A 13,265-nucleotide genomic window follows, 5' to 3' on the forward strand; every position below is an offset into this window, starting at 1 on the left:
CGCATGTCGGGAAATCCGGATCGGCATGACGCTTTCATGCCAGCGCGCGCCGCTCTTCCTGAAGACCTGGCGGCCGACCCATTTGATGGGACGGGTGCTCCCGTCCGGAAGGGCAACGCGATCGCCGACGCGCAGGTCCTCGACGGGCTTTTCACCGCAATCCGTGAGGATCGCCGTCCCACGCAGGAAACACTGCGGGCCGCTGCCGCCGCCACCGCTTCCGCCAGAGCCTCCGTGCCCACCGGCGCCGCCGTGTCCGCCAGAGCCTCCATGTCCACCGGAGCCGCCCCGCCCCCACCGGCGCCCCAACGCATTCGCGGGAGAGGTGGAAATTGCCGTCGCCAATGCCGCAACGCCGGCAAGCCGGGCACCGGCCGCAGCGGCAACACCTAGAAAATGTCTGCGCGCGGTATTGCGTGGCAGCTTAGGATCTTGCGTGGATGACATGCTGGTGTCCTTCGATAACATTAACACCGGCCTATGTTACAAAAGGTTGTATCGCATTCAATTTCGCTAAATAGCGTTGAGGCCTACCGAAAAGGGAGTAGGCACGGTATGTTGGCCTGCCGAAATATGCTGTCGCCTGTACCAAAAAGCTGAGGAATTATCTGCTACTAAAACGCGAAATATTCAATCGGGCTGCTATCAGTACCGGTTGAGTTGTCAGAAAAAAGCAGTGTAGACAAGCCGCAAAGCGAGCCGGAAACGCCAGCCGTCCAAAGCCTGGAACGCGTCAGATCGTTCGACGGCGGACAGGGAAGCTTCAGCTGTGCGGCAGGCGGCGCATCGCCTCGTCGATCAGCAGGTTGGCGATCATCATGCGTCTGTTGGCATTGGCGCGGAAAGGCTCTGCGACACCATCAGGATGATTGGCCTTGGCGAAAGCGCGCCGTTTCTCGTTCAGCGTCTGTTGCGTATCGGCAGATGAAATCGACAGATCCGCGGCAATCTCTTCCGGCGCGATGCGGGCGAGGTGATCGGGCATGATCGGTTCGGGCGCCAGCGGGGGAGACTCCGCAATCGCGGGCTCGGGGCCGAGATTGTCGAAATAGGCTTGCCCGACCCGCTGCGAGGCAGCCGAAACACCCTCCATCACATCGAAGGCGAGGCCTGTCGGAAAGCCGGGAACGCGATGGGCGGCCGGCTCTTCCGCTTCTCCGGCCTCTTCCTCTTTCAACCGTTCGAGAACGGATTGGAATATCGATTGTCCGAACAGCATGCGCCTTCCTTTGCGAGCGGCGCATTAGACGGCGCCAAGTTGGCGCCGGGCTGGATTTCGATACACGATCCTGAGCCTGTCCCGGTCAGATTGAAGCATTCTGGTGGCCAGAGTAAATCTTGGCGTGGTGCCAGCCTGGTGGAATCCCATGCCTGGCGAACTGTCCGTTATGTATTGTGTCCAGAGCCGGTCGCCGCGACAGGGGCAGCATTGTGGACAAGGAAATGGGGGCGCGCATGATAGCGTGGAAGCGGACAGTAGAATGGACCGATTGGAACGGAGACGGACTTGAGCGTCTTTCCATCCTCCACAATGATGAGGGTGTGCTTGCGGAAGGTGTGGTGACCGGACAGTTCGAAGCCGGCAAATATGATCTGACCTACCGGTTGGTGATCGACCCGCATTGGCGGGTGCGCGAAGTCGGGGTTCAGATCGCCAAGGGTCCAAGACTGCACATTCTGTCTGACGGCCGCGGTCGTTGGGTCAACGGGAATGGCTCGGAGATTTCCGATTTGGCCGGGTGCATCGATGTCGATATTGCAGCAACACCCTTCACCAACACCCTGCCAATTCGGCGGCTTGAACAAAGAATAGGTGTCTCCGAGGACATCAACGCTGCCTATGTTTCCTTGCCGGACCTGATCGTCGAACCCGTCAAACAGCGCTATACCAAACTTGCCGAGCACCGCTTTCTCTATGAGGGCATATCAACCGGATTTTCCGCCGAACTCGAGGTCGACGGCGACGGCATCGTGCTGGACTACCCAGGCGTTTTCAGAAGATTGTCGTAGCATGTGCGTCGTTCAGTCCGGGTATCTTGAAGGCCCTAGTTCTCGGCCTGCCGGATGCTCTCTTCCAGAATGAGATCGTAGAGCAGCCGGGCGCTCGGCGGCAGGGCGCGCTCGCGGACGGTGATCAGGCTGTAAGGCTTGACGTTGATCTCGAAGTCGATCGGTAGGATGCGCACGTCGGAGGCGTTCGAGCTCTGCGAGGCGAGAAACTGGGCGACATCGACGGCGACGGGGGCAATGGCATCCGTCTCGCAGATGATCGCGCAAGTCAGCAGCAGCGAAGAGGTGTTGACGATGTTTTCCGGAAGCCGAACGGCGCGCGACAGGAAGATATCCTCTATCGTGCGGCGTAGCAGCGTGCCCGGCGGCTGGAACACCCAATCGTAATCCTTGATCTCCGACAGGCTGCTTGGGCTCTTCTTCTTTAAGAGGGGATGGCGGCTGCGCACGATCAGGCAGGCTTTCTCGACGCCGATCTCGCGGACCTCGAAAAGGCGCGGGTTGAGGTCATCGGGGATGCGGCTGATGATGAAGTCGTGGCGGGCGGCGAGAAGTTCGCGCGCCAGCACATTGCTGGTCTCGACCTGGATATTGACCTCGATGCCTGGAAAGGTCTTGCGCACCGTGTTGATGGCGGGAACGACGAGGCTCATGGCGGGCGCAGTGACCGCACCGATGAAGACCGAGCCGCCCTTGCCGCTCTTCAATTCGCCGATCTCGCGGCTTGCCTCACGCAGCTCCAGAAGGATCTTGCGCGCACGCCTGGCGAGAGCTTCGCCGAAGGTGGTCAGCACCACGCCGCGGGCAACCCGCTCATAGAGCGGAGTCTTCACAATCGACTCCATTTCGGACAGCATTCGGGAGGCCGCCGGCTGCGATATGTTCAGCACCTCTGCGGCAGCCGAAATCTGCCCGCTATCTTCGATTGCGACAATCATACGCAGGTGATTCAGCTTAAGTCCTGCACGTAGAAGGCCGTCATCGCCAAAATTGTCGCTGTTAATGTCGACATGTTCCAAAGAAAATGGCTCGGAGATAATCGTCATGGTTGCATCCTCCCCACTGCGCTCCATCAAAAGTAATACTTTTTAACGATATACCAAATTTGTTATGCACATTACCAGTTATTCTATTTGACAGTTATAGGAATCCATACCAGTTTGCCGCCGTGTGCTGGTTGGCACTCAACACGTGTGAGATCGTGGAGGAGACCTACTTCGTTTCTCACCATCTGAAGTAACTATCCAATACGGAACCTGCCACAGTTTCGGGGCGGGCGATTTTTCGTCCGCTAATCTTTAACAAGGGAGAGAGAAATGAAATCCATTATCTCATTGATGGCTGCGGCTGCTTTCGGCGTCGCATCGTTCGTTATGCCGGCTATGGCACAGGACAAGGGTCTGGTTGGCATCGCAATGCCGACGAAGGCTTCGGCTCGCTGGATCGACGACGGTAACAACATCGTCAAGCAGCTCCAGGCTGCCGGCTACCAGACCGACCTGCAGTATGCTGACGACGATATTCCGAACCAGCTTTCGCAGATCGAAAACATGGTCACGAAGGGCGCCAAGGTTCTCGTCGTCGCTTCGATCGACGGCACGACCCTTTCCGACGTTCTCCAGAAGGCTCATGACGCCGGCATCAAGGTCATCGCTTATGACCGCCTGATCCGCGACTCTGCCAACGTCGACTACTACGCCACGTTCGACAACTTCCAGGTTGGCGTTCTGCAGGCTGGTACGATCGTCGACAAGCTCGGCCTCAAGGACGGCAAGGGCCCGTTCAACATCGAACTCTTCGGCGGTTCGCCGGACGACAACAACGCCTTCTTCTTCTATGACGGCGCAATGTCTGTCCTGCAGCCCTACATCGACTCCGGCAAGCTCGTCGTGAAGTCCGGCCAGACCGGCATGGACAAGGTCGGCACGCTGCGTTGGGATCCGGCAACGGCCCAGGCCCGCATGGACAACCTGCTCTCGGCTAACTACACCGACGCCAAGGTTGACGCTGTCCTGTCTCCGTACGACGGTCTGTCGATCGGTATCCTCTCGTCGCTGAAGGGCGTCGGCTACGGTTCGGCTGGGCAGCCGCTGCCTGTCGTCACCGGCCAGGACTCGGAAATCCCGTCGATCAAGTCGATCATCGCTGGCGAACAGTATTCGTCGATCTTCAAGGATACCCGCGATCTGGCGAAGGTCACCGTTTCGATGGTTGATGCCGTCATGTCCGGCAAGGAGCCTGAAGTCAACGACACGAAGACCTACGACAACGGTGTCAAGGTCGTTCCGTCCTACCTGCTGAAGCCGGTCGCCGTGACCAAGGAGAACTACAAGGCAGTTCTCGTTGATGGCGGTTACTACAAGGAAGACCAGCTGAAGTAACATGAATGGCCGGAACCCGCACGATTGCGGGTTCCGGTCTTCGATTCTATGATCGCCGGGTCATTTCTGATCGCGGCGTTGGGTTTTTAGTCATGGAAAATACAATCCTCGAAATGCGGAACATCACCAAGACGTTCCCGGGCGTCAAGGCGCTCGAGAATGTGAACCTCAAGGTTCGTCAGGGTGAGATCCACGCATTGGTGGGCGAAAACGGGGCCGGCAAGTCGACCCTGATGAAGGTGCTCTCCGGCGTCTATCCGGCAGGAAGCTATGATGGCGACATCGTCTATGAAGGCGATGTGCGCAACTTCAGGGTCCTGAAGGATTCCGAAGAAATCGGTATCGTCATCATCCACCAGGAACTGGCGCTGGTACCCCAGCTTTCAATCGGCGAAAACATCTTCCTCGGTAATGAAAACGCCAAGAACGGCGTCATCAGCTGGGGCGATACATTCAATCGCACGAAGCAATTGCTCGCCAAGGTGGGCCTGGCGGAATCTCCGAACACGCTCGTCACCGACATCGGCGTCGGCAAGCAGCAGCTCGTCGAGATCGCCAAGGCACTGTCGAAGAGCGTTAAGCTGCTCATTCTCGACGAGCCTACCGCATCGCTGAACGAAAGCGATTCCGATGCGCTGCTCACCCTGCTGATGGAATTCCGCAAGCAGGGCATTACCTCGATCATCATCTCCCACAAGCTGAACGAGATCCGCAAGGTCGCCGACCAGATCACGGTCCTGCGCGACGGCATGACCGTCAAGACGCTCGACTGTCACAAGGACGAGATCAGCGAAGACATCATCATCAAGAACATGGTGGGCCGAGACCTCGCGGACCGTTATCCGCCGCGCTCCGTACCGATCGGCGAGACGATCTTCGAAGTCAAGAACTGGAATGCCTTCCACCAGCAGCATCGCGACCGCCAGGTCCTGCACGACATCAACGTGAATGTCCGCAAGGGCGAGGTCGTCGGCATCGCGGGCCTGATGGGCGCCGGCCGCACTGAATTTGCCATGAGCGTTTTCGGCAAGTCCTATGGGCACAAGATCACCGGCGACGTCTTCGTCGACGGCAAGAAGGTCGATACGACGACGGTGCGCAAGGCGATCGACGCCGGTCTCGCCTATGTGACCGAAGACCGCAAACACCTTGGCCTCGTGCTGGGCGAAACAATCGTTCACAACACGACGCTTGCCAATCTGGAAGCGGTGTCGAATGCCACCGTTATCGACAGTGTCAGGGAATCGCGCGTCGCCTCCGACTATCGGTCGAAGCTGCGCATTCGTTCCTCCAGCATCTTCCAGGAAGCGGTCAACCTGTCGGGCGGCAACCAGCAAAAGGTCGTTCTGTCGAAATGGTTGTTCTCGGATCCCGAAGTGTTGATCCTGGACGAACCGACGCGCGGCATTGATGTTGGCGCCAAATATGAAATCTATACTATCATCAACCAGCTCGCGGCTGACGGTAAAGGCGTTCTGATGATTTCATCGGAAATGCCTGAGCTTCTTGGTACGTGCGACCGCATCTACGTCATGAACGAAGGACGTATCGTTGCGGAACTGCCGAAGGGAGAAGCGAGCCAGGAAACCATCATGCGCGCCATCATGCGCTCAGGAGAGAAGAAACAATGACGCCGATCAATCAACCCATCACCGAGCAAGGGCGTGTCGTCTCCATCGGCGAATTTGTTCGAGGCAACATCCGTGAATACGGCATGTTCATCGCGCTCATCGCGATCATGGTGTTCTTCCAGATCTCGACCGGCGGCGTTCTCTTCAGGCCGCTCAACCTGACGAACATCATCCTGCAGAACTCGTTCATCGTCGTCATGGCGCTGGGCATGCTGCTGGTGATCGTTGCCGGCCATATCGATCTTTCGGTCGGCTCCGTCGTCGGTTTCATCGGCGCCATCGCCGCCGTCATGACGGTGCAGTGGCATATGAACTATGTGCTCGCGACGGTTATTTGTCTGGCCGTGGGTGCGCTGGTCGGCGGCGTTCAGGGTTATTTCGTCGCCTATCACAAGATCCCGTCCTTCATCGTTACGCTCGCCGGCATGCTGGTCTTCCGCGGCCTGACACTGACCGTGATGACGGGAGCCGGAACGGGCACCAGCATCGGTCCGTTCCCTCCGGCCTTTCAGCTGATCAGCATCGGCTTCCTGCCCAACCTTTTCGATATGGGCGGCATCAACTCGACCTCGATCATCCTGACCGTCATCGGCGCCGTGACCCTCGTCTATCTGGCATGGCGCGCGCGCAAGTCGAACGAAAAGCACGGCAACGACGTCGAGCCTCTGGGCTTCTTCATTGCGCAGAACGGCATCGTCGCTCTCGCCATCCTGGCGCTCGGCTATCAGCTGTCGATCTACAAGGGCTTCCCGAACGTGCTCGTCATCATGCTGGTGCTGATCACGGCTTACGCTTTCATCACGCGTCGCACGACGATCGGCCGCCGTATCTACGCGATGGGCGGTAACGAGAAGGCAACGAAGCTCTCCGGTATCAACACCGAGCGGCTGACCTTCCTCACTTTCGCAAATATGGGTCTGCTTGCCGGTCTGGCTGGTCTGATCGTTGCGCTGCGTCTCAACTCGGCAACGGCGAAGGGCGGCTTCGGCCTCGAGCTCGACGTGATCGCGGCCTGCTTCATCGGCGGCGCATCGGCACAGGGCGGCGTGGGCAAGGTGACCGGCGCTGTCATCGGCGCTCTGATCATGGGTATCATGAACAACGGCATGTCGATCCACGGCCTTGGCACTGACTCCCAGCAGATGGTCAAGGGTGCAGTGCTTCTCGCTGCCGTCTTCTTCGACGTCTATAATAAGAACAAGGGCTGAGTTTAGGCTCAGCCCCCGCATCGCAGTCATATGAAAATTGAATTCCGGCTCCGGATGGAGCCGGAGCGGCGAAGCTTTGTCATCGCCAAACGAAAAGGATGAAGACCGTGCTTATTTCGCAGATCAAGGGCGCAAACGGAGAGATCATCGTCGCCGTGCGCGAACCGGGTGCCGCCGCCAAGGCCGTCAAGGGTGCTGTGAGCGTCTACGCTCTGGCGATGGAAGCCGCAGATAGTGGCAAGTCGCTCGTTTCCGTTATCGAGGCTCGCGGATATGGCGAACCCGTCGATCTTGAAAAGGCCTATGCCGAGGGACGCTTCCTGCCGCCGATCACCCATCCGGATGCCGCGCATCTGCACCTGACCGGCACGGGCCTGACGCATCTCGGCTCCGCCGCGACGCGCGATTCCATGCACAAGAAGACCTCCGAGGCGGCAGAGGAAACGCTGACCGACTCCATGAAGATGTTCAAGATGGGTCTTGAAGGCGGCAAGCCGGCTGCCGGCCAGAAGGGCGTGCAGCCCGAATGGTTCTACAAGGGCAATGGCTATGGCGCTGCTGCTCCGGGCGCCCCGCTTGTTTCGCCGTCCTTCGCGCTCGACGGCGGCGAAGAGCCTGAAATGGCCGGCATCTATGTCATCGCCAAGGACGGCACGCCGTTCCGTATCGGCTTTGCCCTGTCGAACGAGTTTTCCGACCACGTCACCGAGCGGATCAACTATCTCTTCCTCGCCCATTCCAAGCTGCGTCCGGCAAGCTTCGGTCCGGAAATCCGCATCGGTGTGGCTCCAGAGGATATCCGTGGCACCTCGCGCATCAAGCGCGGCAACCAGGTGATCTTCGAGAAGCCGTTCCTGTCGGGCGAAGCGAACATGTCGCACACTTTCGCCAATCTGGAATATCACCATTTCAAATATGGCCTCTTCCGCGTGCCGGGTGATGTGCATGTACATATGTTCGGTACGGCGACGCTTTCCTTTGCCGATGGCATCAAGGCGGAAGAGGGCGATGTCTTTGAAATCGAGGTGGCCGAATTCGGCTTGCCGCTGCGCAACCCGCTGAAGGTTGCTGCCGAAGAAGAGATCGCCGTCAAGCAGCTCTGATTTCCAAGACCGGCCGCCATGCAAGCGGCCGGTCATTTGTCTAGAGGAGGCTCCAAGGCCCATGACCGTCCATCAGAATCTCATCGCCGGCGAATGGACCGGCACCAATGCCGCCGAGAATATCAATCCGTCCGACACGAACGAGGTCGTCGGCCTCTACGCTCAGGCGAGCGCCGAGGATGCCAAGGCTGCGATCGCCGCTGCCAAGGCTGCCTTTCCAGCCTGGTCGCGCTCCGGCATCTGGGAGCGCCACGTCATCCTGAAGAAGGCCGGCGACGAGATCATGGCGCGCAAGGACGAGCTTGGTGCTCTGCTCGCCCGCGAGGAAGGCAAGACGCTTCCCGAAGCGATCGGCGAAACGATCCGCGCATCGCAGATCTTCGAATTCTTCGCAGGCGAAGCACTGCGCCTTGCCGGCGAAGTCGTTCCCTCGGTGCGTCCCAACATTGGCGTCGAGATCACTCGCGAACCGCTCGGTGTCATCGGCATCATCACGCCCTGGAACTTCCCGATCGCCATTCCGGCCTGGAAGATCGCTCCGGCGCTCTGCTACGGCAACACCGTCGTCTTCAAGCCGGCCGATCTGGTTCCTGGCTGTTCCTGGGCGATTGCGGATATCCTGCACCGCGCAGGCCTGCCGAAGGGCGTCCTGAACCTCGTCATGGGCAAGGGCTCGGTCGTGGGGCAGGCCATGCTCGACAGCCCCGACATTGCCGGCATCACCTTTACCGGTTCGACAGGCACGGGCAGGCGCGTCGCCACCTCCTCCATCGAGCATAACCGCAAGTTCCAGCTGGAAATGGGCGGCAAGAACCCGATGGTCGTGCTCGACGACGCCGACCTGACCGTGGCCGTCGAGGCCGCTGCCAATTCCGGCTTCTTCTCCACCGGCCAGCGCTGCACGGCGTCGTCGCGGCTGATCGTCACCGAGGGCATCCACGACAAGTTCGTTGCAGCACTCACCGAAAAGCTGAAGACCGTCGTCGTCGACAATGCCATGAAGCCCGGCACCCACATCGGCCCTGTCGTCGATGCCCGCCAGCTTCAGACCGATACCGATTATATCAAGATCGGCAAGGAAGAGGGCGCCAAGCTTGCCTTCGGTGGCGAGCTCATCTCGCGCGAAACACCCGGCTTCTACCTGCAGCCGACGCTCTTTACCGAAGCGACCAACCAGATGCGCATCTCGCGCGAAGAGATCTTCGGACCCGTCGTTTCCGTGATCCGCGTGAAGGATTACGAAGAGGCGCTGGCAACTGCCAACGACACGCCGTTCGGCCTGTCTGCCGGTATTGCCACGACCAGCCTCAAGCATGCGACGCATTTCAAGCGCAATTCCGAGGCCGGCATGGTGATGGTGAACCTGCCGACTGCCGGCGTCGATTTCCACGTTCCCTTCGGCGGCCGCAAGGGCTCGTCCTACGGCCCGCGCGAGCAGGGCAAGTACGCCGCCGAATTCTACACAACCGTCAAGACCGCCTACACGCTGGCTTGAGACGAAGTGCGATAACCCTGATCGTACGAGGCGATCAGGGGATATCCTGAAGGACAGAAATTATGAAGAAGAAAGCAGAATGGCCGCGCAAGCTGAGGTCGCAGGAATGGTACGGCGGCACGAGCCGCGACGTGATCTACCACCGCGGCTGGCTTAAGAACCAGGGATATCCGCACGACCTGTTCGACGGCCGCCCGGTCATCGGCATCCTCAACACCTGGTCGGATATGACGCCGTGCAACGGTCACCTGCGCGAGCTTGCCGAAAAGGTGAAGGCTGGTGTCTGGGAAGCCGGCGGCTTCCCGCTCGAGGTGCCGGTCTTCTCGGCATCCGAAAATACTTTCCGCCCGACCGCGATGATGTATCGCAACCTTGCCGCACTCGCCGTCGAAGAAGCGATCCGCGGCCAGCCGATGGATGGCTGCGTGCTGCTCGTCGGCTGCGACAAGACCACGCCGTCGCTGCTGATGGGTGCTGCCTCCGTCGACCTGCCATCGATCGTCGTCACCGGCGGTCCGATGCTGAACGGCTATTTCCGCGGCGAACGCGTCGGCTCTGGCACGCATCTGTGGAAGTTCTCCGAAATGGTGAAGGCCGGCGAGATGACGCAGGCCGAATTCCTTGAGGCCGAAGCGTCGATGAGCCGTTCGTCGGGCACCTGCAACACGATGGGCACGGCCTCCACCATGGCATCCATGGCGGAAGCGCTCGGCATGGCACTCTCCGGCAACGCCGCGATCCCGGGTGTCGATTCCCGCCGCAAGGTCATGGCGCAGCTGACCGGCCGCCGCATCGTGCAGATGGTCAAGGACGACCTGAAGCCTTCCGACATCATGACCAAGCAGGCCTTCGAAAACGCCATCCGCACCAATGCGGCCATCGGCGGATCGACCAACGCCGTCATCCACCTGCTGGCCATGGCCGGCCGCGTCGGCGTCGACCTGACGCTCGACGACTGGGACCGCTGCGGTCGCGACGTTCCGACCATCGTCAACCTGATGCCGTCGGGCAAGTACCTGATGGAAGAGTTCTTCTATGCCGGCGGCCTGCCTGTCGTGCTGAAGCGCCTCGGCGAAGCCGGCCTGCTGCACAAGGATGCGGTGACGGTTTCGGGCGAGACTGTCTGGGACGAAGTCAAGGACGTCGTCAACTGGAACGAAGACGTCATCCTGCCGGCTGAAAAGGCGCTGACCTCTTCCGGCGGTATCGTCGTGGTGCGCGGCAACCTCGCGCCGAAGGGTGCGGTGCTGAAGCCTTCGGCCGCCTCGCCGCACCTGATGGTGCACAAGGGCAGGGCAGTCGTCTTCGAGGATATCGACGACTACAAGGCCAAGATCAATGATGACAATCTCGACATCGACGAGACCTGCATCATGGTCATGAAGAACTGTGGTCCGAAGGGCTATCCGGGCATGGCCGAAGTCGGCAATATGGGGCTGCCGCCGAAGGTGCTCAAGAAGGGCATTACCGACATGGTGCGCATTTCCGACGCCCGCATGTCCGGCACCGCCTACGGCACCGTCGTCCTGCATACCTCGCCGGAAGCCGCTGTCGGCGGCCCGCTTGCCGTCGTCAGGAACGGCGACATGATCGAGCTCGATGTGCCGAACCGCCGCCTGCATCTCGACATTTCCGAAGAGGAACTGGCAAAGCGTCTCGCCGAGTGGCAGCCGAACCATGATCTGCCGAAGTCCGGCTACGCCTTCCTGCATCAGCAGCATGTCGAAGGTGCCGATACCGGCGCCGACCTCGACTTCCTCAAGGGATGTCGCGGAAGTGCTGTCGGCAGGGACAGCCACTAACGGACGTATCCGATCGTGGATCGATGGGAGGCGGGGTGAGAACCCCGCCTTTTAGCTGAAATGTTCGCAAATATCTGTCGCGAAACGCCGGCTCTTGCGGGTGGTTTTGCGACAGAAATTTACGAGAAAGTTCGGTGCTGGCGGCTTTGTCTTGAAAGTCAGGAACTCCGCTGGAGGCTGAATGCGCGAAATGCCAACCGTCATTTTGACCGCGCAGCGCAATCGCCGATTTTGTCATCGACAATCGTCAGCCAAGGCCATCGCTGCAGGTACTGATTGCACTTATCCAGAAATAAGCCACGCTGAGGATTGAGAGGGTTCAGGCGCAGGATGCCGTTCCATATGTCATCCAAGCCATCGGGCGCATAAAGACTGCCGTCGCTAAGGCGAATACCGATCCTTGTGCAAAGGGTGAGGTAACGGTCGATGCCATCCTCCGCCTTTTGCAACGTCGGATAGTCCGCTCCAAACTTGTCCTTGTACCAGAGATGGACCCGGGCTTGGTTCTTGATCTCCACCTTTACAGGTAGATCGGCGACGGCCTGCTGCACCCGGCGAATGACGGCATCTTCGGCGTCCCATGACAGGTCGGAGTCGTCGAAGTAGAAGACGTCATAGTCCTTTATCCCGTGCTGAGGATCATAACCCGACTTTAGATTCCAAACCGTCTGCACGAGGCAGCCGGCGGTCAGAATGCCTTGAGGAATCCGGAGGAGGCCCAGCCGGCTTAGCAATTCGGCGTTTATCGGGTTCCGGCGGACCGACTCGATAAATTGCTGCTCGCTAAGCGACATAGCCTCTCCTATTGTCCAATAGCTTCCCCAAATCGGTTATCCCGAACCCCAACTGTGCGGGTTGATTGCTGGGCATTGGTGCGAAACCTTTAAAGCCCGCTGCCTTCGCAAATTCAGGCGCCTCGTCATGGAGCGAACTCTAGATTTGATCCAGAGAAAATCTGAATTCGGACGCTGCTTCGTAAACCAGGGCAGATGGTCTTTGGCCCGTCCGCATCAAGTGGTCGGCGACGAGCTGGAAACCCATTGAATATCCGAGCTGCCCCGGCAGATCGGACGTCCCGAAGAACCACGCCTCGTGGTCATAGCTGCGATTGCCCCACTCCTGCGCGGCACGGGTCACATATCTGCGGATTTCATCGCTGGATAGTTTTTCCCAGGGTTCAGGGGGACCACCGTAAATTTCCTGCGCAAAATGTCCCGCCAGGCCTTCAGAAACCAATGCTTCCCCCAATGAATTTCCGTATCCGGGTCCATTCCATCGGGCAGCGTGATGCAGTTCATGCACAAACATCCGCTCCAACGACGCATCGGCATTTGCAGCAAGAGCTGGATTGGCAGGATCGACCGTCAGATAGATCAAGCCCGGTTCTGGTGCATATCCAAGATGCCCCTTCTCGGACAACACGTGGGTTCCAGCTTTCACCACGACATCGACAGGTGCTGCTCGCAGTAGAGCGCTCCCTTTATCGAATGCATCGGACAGCCGCTCATTCAGCCAATCACGCAGCTCGGAAAGTGCACCGCGTGCGTCAAGAAAATGAAGGTTCATGCGAGACATGACTGTACCATAAGCTCATGCAGGGGATTTCGGCAAATGGCCGCCGGCACCGGATCGCCG

Annotated in this window: 12 protein-coding genes; 7 read left to right on the top strand and 5 right to left on the bottom strand. The window is 59.3% G+C overall.

The features are described 5' to 3' along the window. Both J2X71_RS26275 and J2X71_RS26280 read right to left on the bottom strand, forming a co-directional pair. Window positions 1-447: Hint domain-containing protein (locus tag J2X71_RS26275; protein ID WP_310386711.1), on the bottom strand; the 447-nt coding region annotated here is incomplete at its 3' end. Window positions 448-763: 316 nt separating this feature from the next. After that, window positions 764-1,219, bottom strand: a complete 456-nt coding sequence (locus tag J2X71_RS26280) for a hypothetical protein (RefSeq protein WP_310386713.1) — start codon at window positions 1,217-1,219, stop codon at window positions 764-766. A gap of 212 nt (window positions 1,220-1,431) precedes the next feature. Here J2X71_RS26280 and J2X71_RS26285 point away from each other — a divergent pair, with 212 nt between their 5' ends. Then, window positions 1,432-2,010, top strand: a complete 579-nt coding sequence (locus tag J2X71_RS26285) for a putative glycolipid-binding domain-containing protein (RefSeq protein WP_310386716.1) — start codon at window positions 1,432-1,434, stop codon at window positions 2,008-2,010. 35 nt (window positions 2,011-2,045) lie between these two features. Here J2X71_RS26285 and J2X71_RS26290 read toward each other — a convergent pair whose 3' ends face one another. After that, on the bottom strand, window positions 2,046-3,056 hold the full coding sequence (locus tag J2X71_RS26290) for a LysR family transcriptional regulator (protein ID WP_310386717.1): 1,011 nt from the start codon (window positions 3,054-3,056) through the stop codon (window positions 2,046-2,048). 270 nt (window positions 3,057-3,326) lie between these two features. On the opposite strand from J2X71_RS26290, the gene chvE reads away from it, so the two are divergent. The 6 genes from chvE (at window position 3,327) to araD (ending at window position 11,630) form a co-directional block, all read left to right on the top strand. After that, window positions 3,327-4,391 (top strand): multiple monosaccharide ABC transporter substrate-binding protein, encoded by a 1,065-nt coding sequence (gene chvE / locus J2X71_RS26295; RefSeq protein ID WP_310386719.1) that lies wholly within the window; start codon window positions 3,327-3,329, stop codon window positions 4,389-4,391. A 92-nt stretch (window positions 4,392-4,483) separates the two neighbouring features. Further along, on the top strand, window positions 4,484-6,022 hold the full coding sequence (mmsA, locus tag J2X71_RS26300) for a multiple monosaccharide ABC transporter ATP-binding protein (RefSeq protein WP_310386720.1): 1,539 nt from the start codon (window positions 4,484-4,486) through the stop codon (window positions 6,020-6,022). Beyond that, complete coding sequence (gene mmsB, locus J2X71_RS26305; RefSeq protein WP_113325148.1) at window positions 6,019-7,230, top strand: multiple monosaccharide ABC transporter permease; 1,212 nt, start codon at window positions 6,019-6,021, stop codon at window positions 7,228-7,230. Before mmsA ends, mmsB begins: the two co-directional genes overlap by 4 nt. Before the next feature lie 107 nt (window positions 7,231-7,337). Beyond that, on the top strand, window positions 7,338-8,333 hold the full coding sequence (gene araD1, locus J2X71_RS26310) for an AraD1 family protein (RefSeq protein ID WP_310386724.1): 996 nt from the start codon (window positions 7,338-7,340) through the stop codon (window positions 8,331-8,333). A gap of 61 nt (window positions 8,334-8,394) precedes the next feature. Beyond that, window positions 8,395-9,828, top strand: coding sequence for an aldehyde dehydrogenase family protein (locus J2X71_RS26315; protein ID WP_007824693.1), 1,434 nt, complete (start codon window positions 8,395-8,397; stop codon window positions 9,826-9,828). 62 nt (window positions 9,829-9,890) lie between these two features. After that, window positions 9,891-11,630: an L-arabinonate dehydratase gene (gene araD / locus J2X71_RS26320; protein WP_113325151.1), complete on the top strand. Its 1,740-nt coding sequence runs from the start codon at window positions 9,891-9,893 to the stop codon at window positions 11,628-11,630. Between the two features lie 200 nt (window positions 11,631-11,830). Here araD and J2X71_RS26325 read toward each other — a convergent pair whose 3' ends face one another. Both J2X71_RS26325 and J2X71_RS26330 read right to left on the bottom strand, forming a co-directional pair. Next, window positions 11,831-12,424 (bottom strand): nucleotidyltransferase family protein, encoded by a 594-nt coding sequence (locus J2X71_RS26325; protein WP_310386728.1) that lies wholly within the window; start codon window positions 12,422-12,424, stop codon window positions 11,831-11,833. Window positions 12,425-12,563: 139 nt separating this feature from the next. Further along, window positions 12,564-13,205: a DUF2268 domain-containing putative Zn-dependent protease gene (locus tag J2X71_RS26330; protein WP_310386729.1), complete on the bottom strand. Its 642-nt coding sequence runs from the start codon at window positions 13,203-13,205 to the stop codon at window positions 12,564-12,566. Window positions 13,206-13,265 lie beyond the last annotated feature (60 nt).

This window comes from Rhizobium sp. 1399, from assembly GCF_031455475.1.
Taxonomy (GTDB): Bacteria; Pseudomonadota; Alphaproteobacteria; order Rhizobiales; family Rhizobiaceae; genus Rhizobium.

Bases quoted from the DNA above. Each gene is read 5' to 3' on its own strand.
- J2X71_RS26280 (WP_310386713.1), bottom strand. From the start codon at position 1,219: ATGCTGTTCGGACAATCGATATTCCAATCCGTTCTCGAACGGTTGAAA.
- J2X71_RS26290 (WP_310386717.1), bottom strand. From the start codon at position 3,056: ATGACGATTATCTCCGAGCCATTTTCTTTGGAACATGTCGACATTAAC.
- chvE (WP_310386719.1), top strand. From the start codon at position 3,327: ATGAAATCCATTATCTCATTGATGGCTGCGGCTGCTTTCGGCGTCGCA.
- mmsA (WP_310386720.1), top strand. From the start codon at position 4,484: ATGGAAAATACAATCCTCGAAATGCGGAACATCACCAAGACGTTCCCG.
- mmsB (WP_113325148.1), top strand. From the start codon at position 6,019: ATGACGCCGATCAATCAACCCATCACCGAGCAAGGGCGTGTCGTCTCC.
- J2X71_RS26315 (WP_007824693.1), top strand. From the start codon at position 8,395: ATGACCGTCCATCAGAATCTCATCGCCGGCGAATGGACCGGCACCAAT.
- araD (WP_113325151.1), top strand. From the start codon at position 9,891: ATGAAGAAGAAAGCAGAATGGCCGCGCAAGCTGAGGTCGCAGGAATGG.
- J2X71_RS26325 (WP_310386728.1), bottom strand. From the start codon at position 12,424: ATGTCGCTTAGCGAGCAGCAATTTATCGAGTCGGTCCGCCGGAACCCG.
- J2X71_RS26330 (WP_310386729.1), bottom strand. From the start codon at position 13,205: ATGTCTCGCATGAACCTTCATTTTCTTGACGCACGCGGTGCACTTTCC.